The sequence below is a fragment of the Nostoc sp. genome, from assembly GCF_036917775.1.
Taxonomy (GTDB): Bacteria; Cyanobacteriota; Cyanobacteriia; order Cyanobacteriales; family Nostocaceae; genus Nostoc.
In genome coordinates this window covers 96,085-118,671 of the sequence record NZ_JBALEQ010000113.1, presented here as the reverse complement: position 1 = coordinate 118,671, position 22,587 = coordinate 96,085, and the positions used below count along the sequence as shown (strand labels likewise).

Sequence of the window (22,587 nt, the reverse complement as noted above, 5' to 3'; positions counted from 1 at the left end):
TTTAGGAAAAATATAATGTTAACAGAAACATTTAACCAAGTAGTATCAAAACCTGGAATTGATGCTAAATATAGTAGTTTTTCTTACCAATTACCTAATACAGTTCCAATTGAGAAAATTCGATTACCCCTCAAGCAACCACGTCGTTACTTTGACTCAAACAAGCTTACTCAACTGATACAGTCAATTAAACAACACGGGATCTTGGAGCCTGTGTTAGTTCGCCCACTGGATAATGGAGAATATGAGCTAGTCTCTGGTGAGCGACGCATAAGAGCAGCTAGCGTTGTTGGGTTAGTTGAAGTACCTATCGTCTTGCGTGAGTTAGATGATAAACAAGCCTTGCAAGTTGCACTTATGGAAAACTTACAAAGAGAAGACCTAAATCCAGTTGAAGAAACTGAGGCAGTTCTAGATATACTTGCGATATCTCTGGAAATAGAGACAAATGAAGTTGTTTCCCTCTTACACCGTTCTTTCAACGCCAAACAAAGGGGTCAACAACTGAATCAAAATGATCTGATTAAATTAGAGCAGATTGAATTAATTTTATCAGAAATAGGAAAGTTCAATGCTGCCAGTTTTCGGTCTAGTCGGCTTCCTCTACTAAATCTTCCCAGTGATATCCTGTCAGCTCTGCGCCAGGGTGAGATTGAATATACTAAAGCTCAAGCCATTGCACGGGTGAAGTCAGAGCAACTACGCTCTGAACTGCTCAAGATAGCAATTGCTGAAAACTTATCTTTGAGCGAAATCAAAACTAGGGTTAAGAATTTTCAATCGGAATTACAAACTAACCCGAAAAAGATTGTAACTGAGCGACTTAGTATACTGACCAAGCTTTTACACAAAAAAAGTTCTTTAATTCATGCTGAAAATTCAGAAAGAATTACTCAGCTTTTAGATGAATTAGAGAAAGTAATAATCGAAAGTTAACATTTAGTTTTAGGGGCATAAATCTGTGCGCCCCTAAAACTAACTTGGGATAATTTATTTCTTGTAAATTCCTTGTGTGGTAACACTTTGTAGCAATGCTAATTTTTATATAAAGCCGTGGGAAATTGAATTATTCAACAAATATTTGTCTTTGTAAAGAGTTGTAAATAATGCTTGATTTATCTACCAAAAAACCTAGAAAATCAACAATGATTATGATATCAGTGTTCCTAGCTGTTAAAAAAGCATTCAACAAAGTTTGTATAGCTTGTATTTATAGTTGCTACTGTACAAATAAATCTTCGAAATTTTAGCCTGATTAAGTATTCTAAAATCCGCTTCTCTTGATTTTGCAATTTCAAATTCAGAGATAAATATGAACATCGGAAATATTTAACCAATCTTTAAATGTCTGCAAACCTATTTGTGGTAAATATTTCTACTTCAATCATTGCGTTAAAACTGTTCCTGTATACGGGTTTTATAAAAGACAACTCTGCATTTTATAAAGCTGTTGACTCTCAAAAGGCTTAGAGTTATTTCACTGAATATCGCAATATCAAATAATACATTTGATGATTTTTCTAAAATCTAGACCCATAACTAAATTTTGTCTTGGAGGTTAGAAAATGCCAGCAGTGGTTTCTGAGCAACAGATAGGTGAAAGGCTTTTGCAGACCTTGGATGCAAACCTTTCAGAAAAAGACTTACAAAACTTATTGACAGCAATGGAAATTGTGGAGCCACCAGTAGCAAAGCAGTTTTGGCAATCTGCACAGACAAATCCTGGTATCTACATTATCCTTACAGGTAAAGTCCGACTGTTGGATAGCTCTGAGAATTTCATTACTACCTTTGGTGCATGGTCTATTTTTGGTGAATTAACTTTGTTTCCCGAAGCTAAGTTTAGTCCTTATGTAGTGAGAGCTTCGATAAACTTAAAACTTGGCTATTTTAGGCAAGATGTACTGCAAAGTTTGATAGACAAGTATCCTAACATTGGCGATCGCCTCTTCGCCCGTGCAGAACTTTGGGATTTATTGATGTTATGTCGCCAAACTTCCCAATTCCCGTGTCATACATCACAAGTTTCGGGGATGCTCAAAGCTTTATCACTCTTTGAACGGCATCAGCTAGAAACTGGTTCTATAAATCCACAAATATCTCAAAATTCCCAGTTGTGGGTATTGTACAGAGGCCAACTGCGGCATTCTCAAGAGCATTCTTTGACACCAGGGATTATCTCTGCACAACCAAAACAAGGTAATTGGCAAGTAGCACAACCAACAATTGCTTACATCCTGAAAGACTCACATTTGCAAATAGCACTAGAACACTTCCCGGAATTAGCAGAATGGGGATTAGCAACTAGCAACTCGGTATTGCGAACTAGAGAAAAAACTTCTCAATCTCCAAAATCCAAAATCATTCCTTTTCCTCAACGCAAAAAGCAGTCAGAACAACAACCAAAAAAGTCACATTTTTACTTTCCTAGTCCGAAGGTGCAAGTAGGACATTGGTGGAGACGCATCACCAAGAGCTATCCTTTCTATGCTCAACAAAGCGCTGCCGATTGCGGCTGTGCTTGTTTGGTAATGATTGGTAACTATTGGGGCAAGCGTTTTAGTATCAATCGTCTGCGTGATATGACTAATGTCAGCCGTAGTGGTGCATCTCTGAAGGCGATCGCAGCAGCAGCAGAAAATCTAGGTTTTGCTACCCGTCCGGTGAAAGCGACTCTTGATAAATTAGCAGAACAACCTTTACCTGCAATTGTCCACTGGGAAGGTAAACACTTTATCGTTGTCTATGAAATTACCAAAAAGCGAGTCATTGTATGTGACCCTGCTATTGGCCAATGCAGTCTGACAAAAGCTGAATTTCAAGGAGGTTGGAGTGGTTATGCGTTATTACTGCAACCTACAGCGTTATTAAAAAATACTAAAAACGAAAGTACAAGTTTCTGGAAATTTTTTGAGTTAATCAAACCTCACTATCGGACACTGCTAGAAATCTTTACCGCTTCGGTATTAATCCAATTATTTGGATTAGTAACGCCTGTATTCACTCAGTTGTTGCTCGATAGAGTTCTTGTACAACGTAGCCTGACAACCTTAAACGCCATTGGCTTGGGGATGATAATTTTTGGGTTGTTTGGTGTCGCTGTCAACGCTGTACGGCAATATCTGCTATTTCATACTGCTAACCGTATTAGTGTCTCCCTACTAGTAGGTTTTATCAAACATACCTTCCGTTTGCCGCTTTCTTATTTTGAGTCGCGTTTTGTTGGGGATATAGTCTCACGCATCCAAGAAAATCAGAAAATTCAGCACTTCCTCACCGGTCAGACACTCTCGATTGTGCTGGATATGCTGACATTGGTGGTTTATTTGGCCTTGATGTTCTCCTATAGCTGGCGGATGGCATTATTTGTACTATTTATTATCCCGCCATTTTTTATCTTGGCACTAGCTAGCACAAGTATTTTGCGCCGCATTTCCAGAGAAACTTTTGATGCAGCTAATAAAGAACAAAGCTATCTGATAGAATCCCTCACCGGAATTCGTACCGTCCGCTCATTATCAATTGAACAGACTGTGCGCTGGCGTTGGGAAGAATTGCTGAATAATTTGGTCAAAAAAGCCTTTAATGCCCAGATAATCGGTAATCACCTGCAAATTGCCAGTGGTGTTATCCAAACCTTTGTAAATACTTCATTGTTATGGTTTGGAGCAATTCAGGTAATTAATGGCGAACTCACTATTGGACAATTAGTTGCTTTCAATATGTTGGTGGGTAACGTCTTGAGTCCTTTCCAACGGCTATCTACGCTGTGGAATGAATTGCAGGAAATCGTGATTTCTACCGAACGCATCAATGATGTGTTGGAGGCAGAACCAGAAGAAGACTTAGAAACTAAACCCCGCAAGTCCTTGGGTAAACTGCGCGGTAGCATTCGCTTTCAAAATGTCACCTTTCGTTATCACTCAGAAAGCCAGACTAATGTCTTAGAAAATCTGAATTTTGAAATCCAACCAAAACAGATGGTAGCAGTGGTGGGGCGGAGTGGTTCTGGAAAAACAACCCTTAGTAAATTGATTTTGGGTTTATATCCTCCGACAGATGGCAAAGTTATGATTGATGGTGAGGACATTACTGGTATATCGTTGCGATCGCTCCGTTCTCAAATCGGCGTTGTCGATCAAGATACCTTTCTCTTTGGTGGGACTATTCGAGAAAATATTGCGATCGCTCATCCAAATGCCTCTTTAGAAGAAATTATCCAAGCTGCCATCTATGCAGGAGCCGATGATTTTATTCAAAAACTACCGTTAGGTTACGAATCCGAAATTGGTGAAGGCGGCGGTATGCTCTCTGGCGGACAAAGGCAACGTCTAGCGATCGCTCGGGCTTTACTCGGAAATCCTCGGTTATTACTCTTTGATGAAGCCACCAGTCACCTAGATTCCGAATCAGAACGAATTATTCAAAACAACCTGAAAACAATTCTCCAAGGGCGCACAAGTCTAATTATTGCTCATCGCCTTTCTACAGTCCGCAACGCAGACTTGATCTTGGTTTTAGATCAAGGCGTTTTAGTAGAAAGCGGTACTCACGACGACTTAATCGCTAAAAAAGGTCATTATTACTACCTCAATCAACAACAACTGGCTCAAGTTAGTTGATCGGGCATTGATCCACATCGCTTTTATCAGAAATAAAACCATGCCAAATTCCAATAGATCATCCCCACTTCCTCAAAATGAACGGGATGAGTATCAAAGTCACACGCAGCAAGAAGAATCTGTCGAGTTTAACGATCAAACAGAGGCAGAAAGTACAAGTCAAGACTTACACTATGCTACCGAAGGACTGCTCAATGCCTTACCTCAACTTTGGACTCGTAGTTTGTTGTATGTACTCATAGCCTTTACTGGTTTGTTATTACCTTGGGCAACTTTTGCAAAGGTAGATGAAACTGGTAGCGCCAGAGGGCGGATAGAACCCAAAGATGCAACTCTAAAATTAGATGCTCAAGCTGGTGGGAGTATCAAAGCAGTTATGGTCAAAGAAGGAGATACAGTTAGAGCCGGACAGGTTTTAGTAGAACTAGAGTCCGATCTCTTGGAAACTGAACTGCAACAGACTCAGAGCAAATTACAAGGGCTACAAAATCGCCAGTCGCAGTTGGAACTACTCCAAAATCAACTCCTGATGTCAACTAGGCTTTTGGAACAACAAAATAAATCCCAAGAATTAGAAAAAATAGCTCAAGTTAATCAGGCCCAGCAAAACCTTGATGCCAAACTCAGTAGTAATAATCTCCAAAAGTTAGAAAAACAAGCATTGGTGCAACAAGCACAGCAGCAGATTTACACTACTCGCAACGATCGGCTATCGGCTCAAGCTCGTTTGAATATAGATTCTAAGCAAGTTGAACGCTTTAGCAAACTTGTTCAAGATGGTGCAGTTTCTGCCACTCAAGTAGATGAACTAAAAAAAGAAGAACAAGAAAGTAAACGACTCTATAACAAGGCTGAATCAGATATCAAACAAGCACAATTACAGTTAACAGAAGAGCTAAATCGTTATCAAGTAACCATCAATACGTTGGAGTCTGATATTAAACAAGCAAAACTTCGGCTGCAAGAGGAACAAAGTAGTTATAAAAGTGTGATCCAAGGCGGAAAACTGGCTGTTATAAAAAATCAGGAACAGCTAAAAGACCTCCAGACACAAATTACAGCAACACAATCAGAAATTGCTCAGACCAAAGGCCAGATTACATCTATAAGAGTGCAAATGCAGCAACGAGTGGTGCGATCGCCTATTAATGGAGTGGTTTTTGAATTACCCAGCACTAAACCTGGAGCAGTAGTGCAACCCGGTCAAAGGATTGTCCAAATCGCTCCCCAAAATACAGACTTTGTACTCAAAGCTAATATGCCTAATCAAGATAGTGGTTTCTTGAAGGTAGGAATGCCGGTTAAGGTCAAGTTTGATGCCTATCCTTTCCAAGAGTATGGGATTGTGCAAGGAAAAGTTACTTGGATTTCTCCTGACTCAAAAATTAGCCAATCACCCCAAGGGAACATCGAAACATATCAGTTAGAAATCGTTTTAAACCACCAATATGTCCAAAATGGCAACAAACATATTCCATTAGGTGCCGGTCAGACAGCAAATGCTGAAGTCATAATTCGCCAGCGCCGCATCATTGACTTTGTTTTAGATCCATTCAAAAAGCTACAAAAAAATGGCTTAGAGATTTAGTTCGGATGAGGAAATAAGCCATACCCAAGGCTATTAATTATTGGAGCGTATTATGCTTAGTCTAACTATTTCCAATTCAGATATTATTCACAGCCTTAAACTTTCTTGTCAGATCCCTGATGTAGTCAAGGCCATAGCATCCCAAAGGATTATTGCCGAAGCCGCTCAAAAGGCAAGAATTACAGTCACACCAGAAGAACTACAGCAAGAAGGAGATAACTTACGGTTCGCTAATAAGCTTGTCAAAGCTAAAGAAACCTGGACATGGCTAGAAAAACACTATTTGTCTTTAAATGAGTTTGAGGAATTAGCCTATACAAAGATCCTTTCTCGGAAGTTAGCAAATCATTTATTTTACCCTCAAGTCGAAAAGCACTTTTATGAACATCAGCTAGATTATGTTGCCGCCGTGACTTACGAAGTTGTCTTCGACGATCGAGACTTGGCTTTTGAACTTTTTTGTGCGCTAGAAGAAGGCGAAATCAATTTTCCCGAAATCGCTCGTTTATATATCCCAGATCCAGAACTACGTCGTGTTTATGGATATCGGGGACTCCAATACCGCAAAGATTTTCGTCCAGAGATTGCAGCAGATGTATTTGCTGCTGCACCGCCAAAGGCTCTCAAACCGATTACAACTCATTTGGGGGTGCATTTAATTTGGGTGGAAGAAGTCATTCAACCGCAACTAGATGAGCAGTTGTACCAAAAAATCATTACAGAATCATTTTCTGATTGGTTAAAGAGTCAAATCAACGCGATGAAAATAGTTACTCGCATAGACTCAGATGCAAATATGCGCTCGATAGATATGTTATTCAACAATCCCAAATAATTGATGAAATTTAAAATATTTTTTAGCTAACTATCTATCTCTGATTTCGGATAGCTTCTTCTAAGCTTCCAAGTTTTATAGATACAATACTTTCTGTTTTAAAAATTAATAGATTTCTGTTTTATAGCATCTTAAAAATCTGTTTTTGAGATCCTATTTTAGCGAAAATAAAAATTTATTTAATCGCTATAAAGCTTGCTGGGTAAGAAGTTTAAATTTTTTGCCTAGATTTTGTGTGCCATTTTTTCTGATTTAAATTAATGCTATTTATGTCGTTTTTTGAAATAAAGGCATTAGTTTTATTAATCAAAAATTCCTCTAAAAAGTATTGACTTTTTAGAGGAATAAACTATATTAAATATATAGCCAACCAAAACGAGTTGGTTAGACAAAAAACCAAAAACTACAATTTTTAGGAGAAACTCAAATGATTATTTCTGATCTGAACTACTTGGAAAATACCTCTGAAGAAGTTATTGGTGGTACTACCTCACGCAACGTTTACGAAACCATCCGCATTAACAAATATGTTTCGTCTTACTTTAAGGCAGTAGGCAACTTAGCTACTTCTATAAGCGATGCTACAGCATCAGGTCACAACACCCTGGCTGAAACATATAATGCCACAAATACCACTCCTTATTCTTCTTCGGCTCACGGTGAAGCAGTATCTGGTAGTTACTAATAATTAAACTCTACTTACAAAGAGTATTAACTCCTGCAAGTAGAGGTCGGCTCGAAAGCCCAATAGATTCATAAAATTGCTGAAGGCTCTTAATGCTCGTTTGAACCTTCAGCTTTTTTATAAGTTATATCGTTTACTATCAAATAACGATTTTCGCAACAATTTTTTACAATCTTGATGCTGTGATCACATAGCAGCCTTTTTCTTGGGCAATCTACAACAATTTGGACTACATCTTGCAGCAACTTCTGTTTCCATTAATGGCTTGGAAGCAAAGGCTTTTGGAAATATGCACTTAAAGCCATGAGTCATCTGGAAAAAGTGGTTATCTGTTTTGATTGCAACACCCAAGTTAAGCGCCTTTTCAGCACCAGAGTTTCTAAGTATATATGAGAATGGCACTAAGAAAAGGTGAAACCTCGTCAGGGCAGGGTGTGGGAGGTGTGGGAGGTGTGGGAGGACGGGGAAGAAGTCTTACCCCCCACACTCCCCACACTCCCCACACTCAAAAAGCAAGTTATATCAGGGCTTTGCGATTAACTTAGTGCCATTCGTATATATGAGTAGATTCGTGATCCATTCCTTAAAGGTTGTTTGAAAAGTCTAATTTATTACTCACCGAGCGATTGGAAGTTGCAGCTACAGAGAAGGGGAGTAAGATTCATCACGATCTTATGAAGGCAATCTAAATTTTAGTCAATCAATATTAAAAGGATGATTTAATGACAGGTTTAAATTTAAACAAAGTCAAATTTACCAAAAATTCTGATGTAGTAAATCCAGGGACTGAGATATTCAATACCTCCAATGTAAATACATTGCAAGGTAACGATCAAATCATTGGTACTTCCAATGTAACCGGGGATTTTGCTTTGGGAGCCTTTGTGGGGATTGTAAATAAAAACTCTAATGCGATCGCCTCTGTTGACTTGAGTGGTCAGTCTAATATTGCGATCTATGGTATTAAAAATCAAGGAATTATCAATACAGGCAATGGAGCCGATTTACTTAATGGAACTGCAACAGCTAACATCAGCGCCACCGCATATACAGTATCTCAAGCTATAGCCATTGCTCAAAAAACAAGTGCAACTGCGATCGCCAACGCTTTTGCCTCCATTAAAATCAAGACTACTGCCGACGGCATTGATAACTCTGGAGGTTTTACTTACACTGGCAAAGGAGATGACAGTATAAGTAGTGGTACTCTGGGTAGTATCAGTGCAGTAGCCGTAGCGATCGCAGATGCTTCAGCCATCGTTGAGGCTATCTGCAAAGCCCCTATATCTCCAGGACTCACAGCTTTTGCAGGAGCAATAGCTACGAGTTTAGCTCAGGCAACCATCACTGCGACGGGCATCAAGAATATTCGAGGGATAATTGCCACTGGCGCAGGTTCAGATACTCTTAAAGCTAGTGCTACATCTAGTGCTGGTACTTTTGCAGGTACTTATGGTTCTAGCTTTGCTAGTGCTACCCCTGACAATCAAGCTTTGGCCTTAGCTGTTGTCAATGCTAGTGCTAAGGCTTATGACAGTGCGATCGCTATTGACAACACTAGAGGGTTAATTAGTACTGGCAATGGAGACGATGCTATACACGCTAGTGCTAAGGCTTCTGACAAAGCAGTAGCCATTGACAACACTAAAGGCTTGATTAATACCGGGCATGGAAACGATACTATTATTGCCAAGGCTACCGGCTTAGAATCTTACGGTATCTTTGGCGGAACTATTGATATGGGTAATGGAAACGATCGAATCAGCGCCTCCAGTTTTGGAGGTGGTGTCAACATAAACATGGAAAACGGTGACGATTTTGTGCAAGGTTTCGGTAACGCTAAAGTGGATGGTGGTAAAGGTTACGATATACTAGACATTAGTGCTTACAATAAAGACAGCTTTCAGATAAGTTTTGGTGCTAACAATAGTGTTATTTTTCAGCTAGATAGCATTACCATGACCACTAATGGATTTGAGCAATTTAACTTTGCCAACAATGTAAGTTACACCTATAATCAAAACGTATTTCTGCCACAATGAAAAAGTCATAATCAATAAGTTGTATAAAGCTTGTTTTTCTCCTGAATTCTGACTCCTAAATTCTGCTGTATCTCATGCCCAATTAAACAATTGTCATTGCGAATATTCCACTTTGTTGCACTCGCAATCGCATATCACAAGTAATTTGCCGGACATGATATAACATATCGAGTCAATCAAGATCAGGTATTTCATTAAAAGCAAACTTTAAATATCTTTGTCGGTGATAGCGTGGAATCGAATTTGTTCTCAATAAAACACTAATTCAGGAAATTTTGACATGGATAATATAATAAATCCGACCAATTCACCTGAAGTTACATTGGCTACTAACAATTCACTATTGATTGAGAAACCAGAATCAAAGAGAAAACTGGCAGTCGCAATGGTACGGTTAATTATTAAACTAACTAAATCAGATCAAGAAAAACAGAAATAATTGCAATAGGATTGTGCAATTATGATTAGATGAATGAGACAGGGTAATTTTTTATTGTTACCTGAGTATATTCTTCGTCAGTCTAAGCCTTTTTTTATGTTTATGAAATATATTTTCTAAAACATCAGTTTCACTGCTACTAGACTCCTGTGCAGGTGCTACATCTTCCTGTGGTAATGGCAACATTCGCCCTGCTGACTCAATTCGTTCATGTAATGCTTATGTTAACGACCAAATCGAACAGACAGGGATAAATCCGCCAAACTGTAGCCATTACGAGTCGTTAATATGGCATCCGTAAGCTCAAAGGTAGCATCATGGGCTTTACCGAGATGTTGATAAGCCAATACAGTTCAGATAAGCCTAAAACACTTGTAGAGACGGCGATTTATCGCGTCTTGAAAACCAAAAATTGTTGCCAGTAGCCCTTAACCCAAGCGTATTGGTTGATAAGCTGTTTGACGAAATTCTTGAAGTTTGTCAAATTTCATATTGGCAGGATGAGAGTAGGTAGTTCTTCTCTTAGCTTCTGTCAAAAGGAGGTCTGTGTTCAATCATACTTCCTATTTTTTTCTTTGAGTTCGACGTATTTGACGTATTTAGTGTAAACTCCAATTAAAAGAAGTCACAATGAAAAAATTGCCCTCCAACCGTGAGATTTCTTATCTGGAAACCGACTGGAGACTAAAATGACCCCAGCAGCGATCGCTACATCCTGTAGAAAGTTAGTAACCAAATTCCAGAGTAAGACAATCTGTATAATAACTTTTTCGGAAATATGAAGATTCATCTAATTGTTCAAAATGAACAAAAACCTAATGATTTACTGATTTAAAAAATTACTAATGATAATTTTGAGGATTTCGGCTCTGAGAAAAAAGGCTGCACCAAACTAACTGCAAAACAAAGTTAAAACCCCAAATAGCTCTCTCTATTGAATATATTCTTGAGGCTAGAAAAAGACTAGGGTTGAGCCAAAGAGACTTGGCACAGCTAACGGGTAAAAGTCAGAGTTGGATTCGTGATATTGAAAATGGGCGTTTCCAAGCTAAGTTAGAAGACCAGATGCTATTGCGAAAAGCGCTAGGCATGAATTAGAACAACCTAAGTTGAGGTAGGTATATCGTTAATAATTCATAATTACCTTTACGTTATGGATGAGGATTTAGCCCCACCCATAACGGTAAGGATTATAGAGTAAACTTCCTCTGACCCTCAGTTTAATTACGAATTACGAATTAGTAATTATCTGCATATACTTATTTTTATTAGTAACTTCTTAAATTATGTGAACGCCTATCCAACTTATGAGTCAAACATATATGATACGGGTTAAAAATGAAAATACTTTTTTTTAGTCATGATATTGCACGCCTTCAGCAAAAAACCTTGTGCTATTCTAAGACCGAATAAATACTGAGATACACAATTAAATTATTGCTTCAAAATTTGAGGTATCAAATTGTCCCTAAATAAATACATTCATCTGTCCATTCAGCAAGGCTTGAATTCGGAAACAGAATCTATTGCAACCTTTCAAACTCAACCTGTGGCGGCAATTGTGGAACAACCATTGCCGTTGATCACAGATGATGTGACTGTTGATGACAAGGTTGTTGAAGATTGTCAGAATTGGCTGAGTTTTCATCAGGTTTGGGGACAATTGCCAGTAGAGGCACTGCAAGCGATCGCCAAGTCATTCCATTGCTTTATTGTAGAACCCCAAACGCTGATCTATCAAGAGGGACAAACCCCCATTGGGCTGTACTTTTTGAAGTCAGGAACAGTAGAGATTTTCCAGCGATCGCTGATTGGTAAATTGCTAATTCGCTACCGGAATGCCGGGGACTTGTTTGGTCATACGCTGATTGCCAATGCAGTAGCAGGAACCTATCAAACCAGTGCGATCGCTCTAACAAAGAGCGAAATTTGGTTTTTGCCACAGTCAGCCTTTCACAGGTTGATTGTTGAATACCCCTCAATTCAACAGGTGATTCATTCCCTGCTTTCTCAAGATTTGCACGAGTATGCCACTCGTATTGCCTGGGAACAGATGCGGATTCAAGCTTTACAGTCCTACATCCAGCCAGTACCGAGCGAAACTAGCATTCTTGGCAGTAGTAAAGCGGCACAAAAACTGGCACAACAGATTAATCAGGCAGCTGCTCATTTGGAACCTGTTGTCTTGCAAGCCCAGGCAGGTACAGGTAAAACATTTCTAGCAGGTTTGATTCATGCTCGCTCAGAACTGGCATCCCAACCCTTTGCCGAAATGGACTGCGCCAATCTGCTGCGTGCCGAGGATGGTCGGCTGGATACGGATGCGTTGTTTGGTAGGGTAGGACAGCAAGCAGGTATTCTCGAACTGTTGGAGCGGGGAACCCTGCTACTGGATAACGTGCAGGCGTTGAGTGAAGGCGATCGCTCTCGCTTAATTCACTACCTCAAAACCGGATTAATTCTGCCGAATCGGGGTATTGTGGGCAAAATTAATCCTGCTCCTCAAGCTACTCAACCGATTAAATCCTCGGTGCGCCTGATCTTGGCATCGCCCAAGAAACTGGAGTTGCCTGATATTAACGCCATTAACATCAAAGTTTTTACCCTACCTCAACGTCAGGCGGACATTCCAGATTTTGCCCGATACTTCTTGAATCAGTTTTGCCGCCAGCAGAATCGCCCTTTGTTGCAACTAGATCAATCTGATCTCCGCCGCCTCCTCAGCTATGACTATCCTGGCAACCTAGCAGAACTGGCAGAGATTTTGCACCGAGCCGTGATTATGACACCACCAGGGCATTCAGTCATCCCAGAACAAGCATTGTGGTCAGTGCAATCAACCAAAAATGCCTTTCGGCTTGACCTGTTGACTCATGTACCCTGGTTGCGGCAAGTGTTGCTGAGTCGCTGGTATCCAGAGGGGATCTGGGTGGTAATGATGGCAGTTTTTGTTCCTGTGACAGTGCTGGGTTTCATTGGTTCTCAAGATCGGGATAGCAGTATCACCCTGAATTTTTTTTGGGCGTGGTGGTGGCCTGGTTATCTATTCTTATTTGCCTTTATTGGTCGGCTTTGGTGTGCCGTCTGTCCATTTATGATCGCCGGAGAGTGGATACGGCAAATTTCTCTGTGGCTATTTCCCCGCCAGCAACTGACCTGGAATACCAAATGGTTAAACCGTTGGGGAGCCTGGATTTTGTTTAGTGGCTTTGTCGCAATTTACTTGTGGGAAAAACTCTGGGACTTACCACATCATGCCTACCTGTCAGCCTGGTTGCTATTGATCATCGCAGCCGGAGCAATGATTTTCAGCCTAATCTACGAGCGGCGATTATGGTGTCGATATCTTTGCCCGATTGGTGGCATGAACGGGATGTTTGCGAAACTGTCGATGATTGAGTTGCGATCAACTCAACAGGTGTGTGGCAGTCAGTGCAGCACTTTTGGCTGTTATAAAGGCAGTGGAGTTACTCCCGTCACCTTTGCCGAGGCATTGCCGACCGAAGGACAGGCAACAGGGGGATGTCCCCTCTATTCACATCCAGCGCAATTACAAGACAACCGGGACTGTATGCTGTGTATGACCTGCCTCAAAACTTGCCCCAATCGCTCGGCACAATTGAATTTGCGGTTTCCGGCTTCCGATCTGCTGGATAATCACAGGGGATTCTGGGCAGAGGTTGCCCTGTTGCTGCTGCTGTTGGGCGGTGTGTTCATGCACCATGCTCATCGGATTCTGGGATGGTTAGGATTTGGTTCTATTCCTGTGGATGCCGATCATCTGCTGATTGGGATTCCCATCGCCCTCATCCTTTTGGGCATTCCCGCCGTGTTGACTTATTTGACTCATGCGATCGCTCGTCTTCTCGATTCTGAGCAACCGGACTATCTCACCGTCATCTATGCCTATCTACCCTTAACGCTAGCAGCCAATCTGACCCATTATATTCCTGCTGCGATGACTGAAGCAGGGCAGATTCTCCCAGTTTTCGCACGAACACTAGGTTACAGTGGTGCAAACTTACCAACGCTCACCTGGAGTTTGGATGTGGCTCAATTCTTGCAAGGTGTTACCCTACTGTCGGTGATGGTGTTGAGTCCCTATCCACTTCTGCGGATTACGCAGCGATCGCTATTCAACAATATTCCCCATCTATTGCTAATGTTGGGTTTTACAGCATTCTTTTTTAAATTGATGATCTAAAACTAATTTTGTGGCGTTGCAGAATAGAAATATGAATTAGAGCGATCGCTATGCAATGTCCTAAGTGTGCATCAACTCATACCGTAAAAACGGTAGGCAACGTGGTAAGCAAAATTACGTTTATGTTCGATGTAAGCGTCAATTTATCGAATCTGATGAACCAAAAGGATATTCTGAAGATATTAAGCATGAATGCCTAGAAATGTACGTTAATGGTTCTGGTTTTCGCGCAATTGAAAGGGTCAAAAAAGTACAGACGCTCGTGGACTCGCTTTCTCACGCAAGTAATTCTTTTAGTGAGACGATAATATTCGTTTTGCCATAAATTTTTGCTGCTTAACTCCACCTTCAGTTTAGCAGGCAATAAAAATCAAAATAGTAAATTTACTGGGGTTGCTAATTATTCAAGTAAGTTAGTATACAGCATGATTGATGAGTAAATGCTGACATCTTTTCATTGTCTTAGACGGGATGAATACCGATGACATCTGAGAGCGATCGCCAAAAAGAACTTGAACACCGGGAACGTTTATTACGGGAACGAGAAGTTGAATTGCGACTCCGGGAAATGGAAACTAACATCCATGCTACCGATGCGGCTTTTCATCAAACCGTGAAGCATCAACCAGAAAATACCGAGAAACCTTGGATGAAAAAACTAATTCTGGGTGGAAAGCTTTTTGCTCTTGGTGTGGTAGCCCTAGTTGCAGTGAAAATAGCCTCAGTATTGGCTGGGTTTATTATTGTTGGTGCTTTGGGATGGATGTCTTACAAATTATTTTTGGAATCTAAAAAAACCAATCTTTAATAAAGGTGTAACTATTATGAGTAATCAGGTAGCAACTGACAGATTTATCCAAGATTTAGAGCGGGTTGCTCAAGTGCGATCGGAGATATCTGTATGTTTAAGTAAACTGGCTGAAACAATTAATCAAGCTGAGTTGGCTGGAGATTCTTCATCAGGAAAGCTCAGTTTAGAGCGAGATATTGAAGATATTACAATAGCTAGTAAAAACCTCCACCAAGGTGTATTTCGCCTTTTGGTATTGGGCGATATGAAGCGGGGAAAAAGTACATTTCTTAACGCCTTGATTGGTGAAAACTTATTACCTAGCGATGTTAACCCTTGTACAGCAGTTTTAACAGTTTTGCGTTATGGGCCAGAAAAGAAAGTCACCATTCATTTTAATGATGGAAAAAGTCCACAACAGCTAGATTTTCAGAACTTTAAATATAAATATACCATTGATCCGGCTGAAGCAAAAAAACTAGAGCAGGAGAAAAAACAAGCATTTCCTGATGTTGATTATGCAGTAGTTGAGTATCCCTTAACGCTACTAGAAAAGGGAATTGAAATTGTCGATAGTCCAGGATTGAATGATACAGAAGCACGAAACGAATTATCTTTGGGTTATGTAAATAACTGCCACGCAATTCTGTTTGTGATGAGAGCTTCTCAACCTTGTACCTTGGGTGAGCGTCGTTACCTAGAAAATTATATCAAAGGTCGAGGATTGACGGTTTTCTTTTTAGTTAATGCTTGGGATCAGGTGCGGGAATCATTGATTGATCCTGATGATGTCGAAGAATTACAAGCATCGGAGAATAGATTGCGGCAAGTATTTAACGCAAATTTAGCAGAATATTGTACTGTAGAAGGTCAGAATATTTATGACGAAAGGGTGTTTGAGCTTTCGTCAATTCAAGCACTCAGACGACGGTTAAAGAATCCCCAGGCTGATTTAGACGGGACTGGCTTTCCGAAGTTTATGGAAGCCCTTAATACTTTTCTTACCAGAGAACGTGCGATCGCAGAACTTCGTCAAGTCAGAACCTTAGCAAGACTTGCTTGTAATCATACCCGCGAAGCAGTTGCTAGACGAATACCATTACTTGATCAAGATGTAAATGAATTAAAAAAACGGATTGATTCAGTAGAACCTGAGTTTAATAAACTCACAGGTATCCGAGATGAATTCCAAAAAGAAATTCTCAATACCAGAGACACTCAAGCAAGAACGATTTCTGAATCTTTTCGCGGCTACGTTTTAAATTTAGGTAATACTTTTGAAACCGATTTCTTGCGCTATCAGCCAGAATTAAATTTGTTTGATTTTCTAAGTAGTGGTAAACGAGAAGCATTTAACACCGCACTGCAAAAAGCCTTTGAGCAATATATCACTGACAAATCTGCGGCTTGGACATTAACTGCTGAAAAAGATATTAACGCAGCTTTTAAAGAACTTTCTCGCAGTGCTTCACAATATGGCGCATCTTACAATCAAATCACAGACCAAATTACAGAAAAGCTCACCGGACAAAACGTAAAGGTACATACCACTACTACTGCTGAAGAAGATAAATCTCCCGGCTGGGCAAAATGGGCTATGGGATTGTTATCACTATCTAAAGGAAATCTTGCCGGTTTCGCACTAGCTGGGGCCGGATTTGATTGGAAAAATATCTTGTTAAACTACTTCACTGTAATTGGTATTGGCGGGATAATTACAGCAGTGACAGGTATTTTGCTTGGGCCCATCGGGTTTGCAGTGCTAGGTTTGGGAGTAGGCTTTTTGCAAGCAGATCAAGCTCGTAAAGAGTTAGTTAAAACAGCGAAGAAAGAGTTAGTTAAACATCTACCTCAAGTAGCACATGAGCAATCTCAGGTTGTATACAATGCCGTCAAAGAGTGTTTTGACTCTTATGAAAGAGAGGTGGGTAAGCGGATTAACGATGATATTGTCTCGCGCAAATCTGAATTAGATAATTTAGTGAAGCAGAAACAAACCCGTGAAATCAATCGTGAGGGTGAGTTCAACCGCTTAAAAAAATTACAAGAAGATGTAATAGCTCAGTTGCAAAAAATTGAGGCCGCGTATAGCAATTTATTAGCTTACTACAGTTGAAAAAAACTATATAACCGTTGATAAATAGTAGCCACAAACTACTCATTAATTTAAAATAGAATACTAACGTCTTTACTATTAAGTAGCACGTTAGTATTAATTTTTTATAGGTTTTTAATTTTACATGCCTTATAGATGGTTGCAATTTTTGATATTTATTTGGGAACAATAATTTTAGAGTTCTTATAGAAGAGTAGCAAATTTATAAAATGGACTGGATAACTTTACTCAAGGCACAGCAATTTGATTTCATTCAAAGATTGAAATTTGCATGTCTACTTAATTGTAATATACAAGGTCAACATAGTGAATTGACAGTTATTTCTGGTGAAAACTTAGATCAATTACGAGACTTTTGCTGGAAAATGGTTAGTAAGTATAGAACAAACGACCCCAAAAATTGCTTCATTAACAACATGAAGGGAAAGTTAGGAGAGGAAGTTATAAAAACTCGTTTATCTAATTTGGTGACTGAGGTTGACTATGAAACAAGAATAAACGGTGATGGCAAAATTGATTTTACACTTACTAGGGATTCTTCTATTGGTATCCAGGTTAAAGCACGTTCCGGTATTTTTGACACTGTACAATGGTCAATAAGTCAAGAAGAAATTAATAAAAATGCTGTTTTAGTTTGTATTTTAATTCAAGAAAAAGTTAGTGAAGCTCAATCAATTTATAATCTAATTACAGTTGGGTTTATCCCAACTAATATGATTGTATTAAAGCATAATAAAGGCATTTTAGATATAAAAAGCTTGCTGTATTTTGGTGGTTTACGCAGCTATCTAGAAAATTTGATATTATCCAAAAAAAATAACGCGATAAAAGAAAATATTACAAAAGTTTCTGACGATGAAAATAAAGATTTATTTATTAATATAAATGACTACTCAGAATATAAAAACATACAAGAATCTAGTTATCTTGAAGATTTAGACAATGATGATTATTATGATTACTTTAAGGGATATAGTGAATTATAAAATAAATTTTTGAATACGTCCTCAAAAAATCTTAGCTGTAAAACATAGATAAATATGCTTCCAGAGTATGAAGGTTATAAGGATTTAGCAGATTCTCTCAAATCTGCATCTGCTTTACTGAATTTAGAACGCAAATCACAACTCCATCAAGATATAATTACCATTTGCAATCATCTAGTTAATCCTAGTTTTCGTATTGCGGTATTTGGCCCTTTTAATCATGGCAAGTCTACTTTACTGAATGCCATGTTAGGGAATCGCACCTTACCAATTGATTTAATCCCCACCACAGGTGCATCAATTACTGTCAAGTATGGCTCTGATGTGCGAACTCGGATCATGTTGGTAGATGGTACAGAAATTTATCGCAGTGGTACAGAAATTTTACAACAATTTGCAATTCTTGACGGCAATAGGCAGATGCGGAAAGATGTAGCATCTGTGGAAGTTTTTTGTCCGCATCCCTTCTTAGAAACGGGAGTAGAATTTCTTGATTTACCAGGAACAAATGATCGAGATGAGCAAGATAATTTAGTCAGAGAACAACTTTTAGGTGCAGATTTAGTTATTCAATTATTAGATGCACGTAAATTAATGACATTGGGGGAGCGGGAAAACTTACGAGATTGGCTATTAGATCGCGGTATTAAAACAGTTATATTTGTTGCTAATTTTCTAAACTTGCTAGAACCCGACGAGCAAAAACAGGTTCAAAATCGCTTGCTGTTTGTTGCAGAAAGCTTTCGAGCCGAATTACCTCCAGGTTTTAGTAATTTATATCGCGTTGATGCTTTACCTGCTTTAAGAGCTAGATTAAAAGGCGATGTTGCGGCTGCCAATAGTAGCGGGTTAGCGGCTTTTGAAACAGCGTTGCAAAATATTGTGGGGATTTTGCAACCAGATCGTGGTAGCGTGCGTTTGCCAAGAGTGCAAGCGATCGCTTCTCAAATCCAACTATCATTAAAAGCTAAAATTGACCCAATTGCTCTTGAAATAAAATCTTTTGATGATAAACAAAATAGTAAAATTGAAATTAAACAAAAAGCAGCTAACTTAATTTATAAAGGTTTCACTACCAGCATTGGAGAATTACGCAATTGGCTAGAATTACCCAAGCTACTTACAAAATATCAAGCTGATGCAGCAGTTGCATTGGCAGAAAATAAATTTAAAGATTGGCAAACAAATATTCTTAAAAAAGACCTCAACCAATTACAATTATCTGCTGTGAAATGGCTTTATCAAGCTTACGAGTTTTTCCAAGAAGAACGACCACAAGATTTAATAATTCTCTTTCCTAGCGAACCACAAGTAATACTACCCCCAAAGCCAAACAATAATGATGATTTGAGTGAGCCTGGTTCCATCGCTGTTGGTGGTGGTATCGGTTGGTTGTTAGGCGGCCCAGTTGGCGCTGCTGTCGTCGGAAGTATTTCTTATTTGTTAAACAAGAATATCCAAAAACAAGATGATCAATTAGCAAAGGAATCTTATCATCAGGAAGTTGCTAAACTTTGTATAACTGCAATTGAAGATTATTTTTCTAGTTTTAGCAACCAAGGTTTATCCATTTTGGCTGAATATGAACGGCAATCTGAAAAAGTAATTTGCTTTCAATTCAGCCAAGAACCAGGAGAAATTACGAATAAACGTGAAAATTTGCAGCAATTACAAAATGGTTTTAATCGGTTACTACAAGAGTTAGAAAAAGTCAAAATACTCTCAAATCATCAACCTTATAAAGAAATACCAAAATACACAAATATTAATAGAAAATATTCACCACAGCCAGAGAGAGTTAAAATTTCCCCTGAAAAAGATCCTGTGATTAAGCAACAACAGGAAAAGACCGCTAAAAATAATGGCGCAAGGGTAGAATCTGTTTCTCCACCACCATCGCCAAAAGCTTCTCCATCTCCGCGTCCCGAACAGGTAGAGGCTACATTTCGTGATTGGGAACTCAATGAGGAAATAGCCCGGATGAAAGCAGAGATGCAATCGCCTGGTTTTAAAACTAGCAAACAGCAAAATACAACTCAAAACAATAAAGCACCCAACCAACCCAAAAACCAAACGGAAAAAGATAAGATTACCCGCGCCTACGGCATTTTAGGATTGCAAACAAATGCTTCTCAGGCTGAGGTAAAGCAGGCTTATCGAACTTTAGTAAAAAAATGGCATCCAGATTTGTTTGTTAATCAGCCACAACTGCTAAAACAAGCACAAGAAAAAATGCACTTAGTTAATGATGCTTACACAATTTTGAGTGATAAATAAACAACAAGATACTGGACTTATTTAATAAGTTAGATTTCATCCTAATTTCATTTCGGGCTGCCAAGCTAATAAGTAAATATAGAATTAGGAAACTATGAGGTGAGACTTATGCAACTGCTATCTTTGAGGAATGGGTTTTTGGCGTTAACCTTGACTGCGATCGCTTCAGCAGGTGGTTTAATTACAGGCTGTGCTGGTACTGCTTCCCAAAACCAAAGTGAAGCAGCAAAGGCAACCACCGCCAATGCTAAAGACAAGCAGATGATGAACCACGGTGGTGGCATGATGAATCACAGCATGGGAATGGATTTAGGCCTAGCTGATGCTAATTTTGATTTACGATTTATCGATGCCATGATACCCCATCATCAAGGGGCGGTGGAAATGGCGAATGTTGCACAGGTAAAATCAAAACGTCCTGAAATCAAAAAGCTAGCAGACAATATCATCAAATCACAAAATCAAGAAATCACTCAGATGAAGCAGTGGCGACAAGCTTGGTATCCCAAGGCGGGAGATAAACCAATGGCTTACAACAGTCAAATGGGGCACATGATGGAAATGTCATCTGACCAAATGAAAACTATGATGATGAGTCAAGACTTAGGTGCAGCTGATGCTGAATTTGATTTGCGCTTTATCAATGCGATGATTCCTCACCACGAAGGGGCTGTAACAATGGGGCAAGATGCCTTAAGTAAGTCGAAACGCCCTGAAATCAAGAAATTAGCCCAAGAAATTGTTAAAGCCCAAGAGATAGAGATTAAAGAAATGCAGCAGTGGCGGAAAGCCTGGTACAACAAGTAGTTCGTAATGGGCAACTCTTGGAGACGCTAAAAGCAAATGCCCCGCTACGCTAACGCTGCAAGTAACCAATATGTACTTGCGGTTGGGAATTTCAGGAGCAATGTCTACAATCTGACTTTTCACGGTATCAGGAAAACCTCACTTCTATTTCTCTCTCCTTTTAGGTATAGGTTGGTTGAGGAACGAAACCCAATTGTTATACCAATTTAATGTGAAGTTGCACATATCTTGATCCCCCTAAATCCCCCTTAAAAAGGGGGACTTTGATAGATGTTTTTTCGGTTCCCCCCTTATTAAGCTACGGTGTAAGTAAGTCGGCAGTTTTATCCCAATACGCTTGGGATAAGCCGGAAACCCCTCATGTAGAGACGCGATTTATCGCGTCTAAAAGACTGGTATTCACTCTAAACTCATTTTTTAACGTCAGAGTTTATAAGTTCCAAATATAATGTACAGTTTTCACGTAAGTGATATTGAGGAAAAAACGTGGAATTTCAGAAGTTATTGTCTATTTTTACTTTAGTAAAGATTGCTACGTTCGCTCTGAGTGTACCTGTATTTGCTCAAATCACCCAGATCCCCTCTAATTCTTCACAGTCGAGTTGTCGTGCAACTAAAGTAGATACTCCAATTTTTAAAGAACCTTCAACATCATCTAGTGCTATCAGAATATTGTCAGCACAAACAAGGATTACTTTAGCATTTATACCAGTGAGTGGAGATAGATTTGTCAGAATTAAAGCTCCGAGTTCAGGGTTTATTCAAACTGCTGTGCTGAAATTTTGTCAGACAAATAACAGCACTCAAAACCTGTGGAGTAAACCTACTATTGGCAGTGTATGTCGGCAAATTGTACAAACTGAAACTCTACGTCGCCAACCAAGTATAAAAGGAGATTATATTACAACACTTTCTCCAAACGCAATCGTGTTTGTGAACGTGGTTACAGGTAATGTAGTTAAGTCATACAAATCTGAAAATTACATTTGGGTAGAAATCGACCTTGCCAGAAGTTTCCCTGGAGAGTTATCCGGTAATGGTTGGATAGCCAATACTGACTTAGTAAATACTCCTAGATTAAGTAGTCTGGCTTATTGTAGTTAGTAGGCTATTTCGCTTAATTTCTCGACCCAGTATGAGTTTATCCATCCGCTAGGGTCGCGCCTTCGACCGCACAGCAATAGCCTGACTCTGAC

At 39.4% G+C, this 22,587-nt stretch carries 16 protein-coding genes and 2 pseudogenes; 16 read left to right on the top strand and 2 right to left on the bottom strand.

Going from position 1 to position 22,587, the window contains the following annotated elements; genetic code table 11:
- Positions 1-15: 15 nt before the first annotated feature.
- From V7K69_RS23160 to V7K69_RS23130, 7 genes are all read left to right on the top strand, one after another.
- A complete protein-coding gene (locus V7K69_RS23160; RefSeq protein WP_335038648.1) occupies positions 16-936 on the top strand; it encodes a ParB/RepB/Spo0J family partition protein in 921 nt (306 codons plus the stop codon).
- 629 nt (positions 937-1,565) lie between these two features.
- A complete protein-coding gene (locus V7K69_RS23155) occupies positions 1,566-4,622 on the top strand; it encodes a peptidase domain-containing ABC transporter (RefSeq protein ID WP_335038646.1) in 3,057 nt (1,018 codons plus the stop codon).
- A gap of 40 nt (positions 4,623-4,662) precedes the next feature.
- Complete coding sequence (locus V7K69_RS23150) at positions 4,663-6,210, top strand: HlyD family efflux transporter periplasmic adaptor subunit (protein ID WP_335038644.1); 1,548 nt, start codon at positions 4,663-4,665, stop codon at positions 6,208-6,210.
- Positions 6,211-6,262: 52 nt separating this feature from the next.
- On the top strand, positions 6,263-7,045 hold the full coding sequence (locus V7K69_RS23145) for a peptidylprolyl isomerase (RefSeq protein WP_442936181.1): 783 nt from the start codon (positions 6,263-6,265) through the stop codon (positions 7,043-7,045).
- Positions 7,046-7,472: 427 nt separating this feature from the next.
- Positions 7,473-7,730, top strand: a complete 258-nt coding sequence (locus V7K69_RS23140) for a hypothetical protein (RefSeq protein WP_335038642.1) — start codon at positions 7,473-7,475, stop codon at positions 7,728-7,730.
- A 395-nt stretch (positions 7,731-8,125) separates the two neighbouring features.
- Positions 8,126-8,275 carry a hypothetical protein gene (locus tag V7K69_RS23135; RefSeq protein WP_335038640.1) on the top strand — a complete coding sequence of 50 codons (150 nt, stop codon included), beginning with the start codon at positions 8,126-8,128 and terminating at the stop codon, positions 8,273-8,275.
- A 177-nt stretch (positions 8,276-8,452) separates the two neighbouring features.
- Positions 8,453-9,772 carry a hypothetical protein gene (locus V7K69_RS23130; protein WP_335038638.1) on the top strand — a complete coding sequence of 440 codons (1,320 nt, stop codon included), beginning with the start codon at positions 8,453-8,455 and terminating at the stop codon, positions 9,770-9,772.
- 663 nt (positions 9,773-10,435) lie between these two features.
- Here the strand turns inward: V7K69_RS23130 and V7K69_RS23125 are convergent.
- Positions 10,436-10,558, bottom strand: a complete 123-nt coding sequence (locus V7K69_RS23125) for a hypothetical protein (protein WP_335038636.1) — start codon at positions 10,556-10,558, stop codon at positions 10,436-10,438.
- Between the two features lie 278 nt (positions 10,559-10,836).
- Entirely contained in the window at positions 10,837-11,001 is a 165-nt protein-coding gene (locus V7K69_RS23120) for a hypothetical protein (protein ID WP_335038634.1), read from the bottom strand.
- A 143-nt stretch (positions 11,002-11,144) separates the two neighbouring features.
- On the opposite strand from V7K69_RS23120, the pseudogene V7K69_RS23115 reads away from it, so the two are divergent.
- The 9 genes and pseudogenes from V7K69_RS23115 to V7K69_RS23075 all read left to right on the top strand — a co-directional run.
- Positions 11,145-11,309: pseudogene (locus V7K69_RS23115) on the top strand (helix-turn-helix domain-containing protein); the annotation flags it as partial.
- Between the two features lie 364 nt (positions 11,310-11,673).
- On the top strand, positions 11,674-14,415 hold the full coding sequence (locus V7K69_RS23110; RefSeq protein ID WP_335038632.1) for a sigma 54-interacting transcriptional regulator: 2,742 nt from the start codon (positions 11,674-11,676) through the stop codon (positions 14,413-14,415).
- A gap of 50 nt (positions 14,416-14,465) precedes the next feature.
- Positions 14,466-14,668 (top strand): annotated as a pseudogene (locus tag V7K69_RS23105) (IS1/IS1595 family N-terminal zinc-binding domain-containing protein); the annotation flags it as partial.
- 228 nt (positions 14,669-14,896) lie between these two features.
- Positions 14,897-15,223: a DUF3040 domain-containing protein gene (locus tag V7K69_RS23100; RefSeq protein WP_335038630.1), complete on the top strand. Its 327-nt coding sequence runs from the start codon at positions 14,897-14,899 to the stop codon at positions 15,221-15,223.
- 16 nt (positions 15,224-15,239) lie between these two features.
- Positions 15,240-17,321, top strand: a complete 2,082-nt coding sequence (locus V7K69_RS23095; protein WP_335038628.1) for a dynamin family protein — start codon at positions 15,240-15,242, stop codon at positions 17,319-17,321.
- Positions 17,322-17,530: 209 nt separating this feature from the next.
- A complete protein-coding gene (locus tag V7K69_RS23090) occupies positions 17,531-18,307 on the top strand; it encodes a hypothetical protein (protein ID WP_335038626.1) in 777 nt (258 codons plus the stop codon).
- 54 nt (positions 18,308-18,361) lie between these two features.
- The gene (locus V7K69_RS23085; protein ID WP_335038624.1) at positions 18,362-20,584 is read left to right on the top strand and encodes a dynamin family protein; all 2,223 of its coding nucleotides are present in this window, start codon (positions 18,362-18,364) and stop codon (positions 20,582-20,584) included.
- Positions 20,585-20,692: 108 nt separating this feature from the next.
- A complete protein-coding gene (locus V7K69_RS23080) occupies positions 20,693-21,391 on the top strand; it encodes a DUF305 domain-containing protein (protein ID WP_335038622.1) in 699 nt (232 codons plus the stop codon).
- 486 nt (positions 21,392-21,877) lie between these two features.
- Positions 21,878-22,495 carry a hypothetical protein gene (locus V7K69_RS23075; RefSeq protein WP_335038620.1) on the top strand — a complete coding sequence of 206 codons (618 nt, stop codon included), beginning with the start codon at positions 21,878-21,880 and terminating at the stop codon, positions 22,493-22,495.
- Positions 22,496-22,587 lie beyond the last annotated feature (92 nt).

Excerpts from the sequence above, each read along its gene's own strand:
- V7K69_RS23090 (WP_335038626.1), top strand. The coding sequence starts at position 17,531 with ATGGACTGGATAACTTTACTCAAGGCACAGCAATTTGATTTCATTCAA.
- V7K69_RS23085 (WP_335038624.1), top strand. The coding sequence starts at position 18,362 with ATGCTTCCAGAGTATGAAGGTTATAAGGATTTAGCAGATTCTCTCAAA.
- V7K69_RS23135 (WP_335038640.1), top strand. The coding sequence starts at position 8,126 with ATGGCACTAAGAAAAGGTGAAACCTCGTCAGGGCAGGGTGTGGGAGGT.
- V7K69_RS23100 (WP_335038630.1), top strand. The coding sequence starts at position 14,897 with ATGACATCTGAGAGCGATCGCCAAAAAGAACTTGAACACCGGGAACGT.
- V7K69_RS23140 (WP_335038642.1), top strand. The coding sequence starts at position 7,473 with ATGATTATTTCTGATCTGAACTACTTGGAAAATACCTCTGAAGAAGTT.
- V7K69_RS23130 (WP_335038638.1), top strand. The coding sequence starts at position 8,453 with ATGACAGGTTTAAATTTAAACAAAGTCAAATTTACCAAAAATTCTGAT.
- V7K69_RS23160 (WP_335038648.1), top strand. The coding sequence starts at position 16 with ATGTTAACAGAAACATTTAACCAAGTAGTATCAAAACCTGGAATTGAT.
- V7K69_RS23080 (WP_335038622.1), top strand. The coding sequence starts at position 20,693 with ATGCAACTGCTATCTTTGAGGAATGGGTTTTTGGCGTTAACCTTGACT.
- V7K69_RS23150 (WP_335038644.1), top strand. The coding sequence starts at position 4,663 with ATGCCAAATTCCAATAGATCATCCCCACTTCCTCAAAATGAACGGGAT.
- V7K69_RS23145 (WP_442936181.1), top strand. The coding sequence starts at position 6,263 with ATGCTTAGTCTAACTATTTCCAATTCAGATATTATTCACAGCCTTAAA.
- V7K69_RS23095 (WP_335038628.1), top strand. The coding sequence starts at position 15,240 with ATGAGTAATCAGGTAGCAACTGACAGATTTATCCAAGATTTAGAGCGG.
- V7K69_RS23155 (WP_335038646.1), top strand. The coding sequence starts at position 1,566 with ATGCCAGCAGTGGTTTCTGAGCAACAGATAGGTGAAAGGCTTTTGCAG.
- V7K69_RS23120 (WP_335038634.1), bottom strand. The coding sequence starts at position 11,001 with ATGAATCTTCATATTTCCGAAAAAGTTATTATACAGATTGTCTTACTC.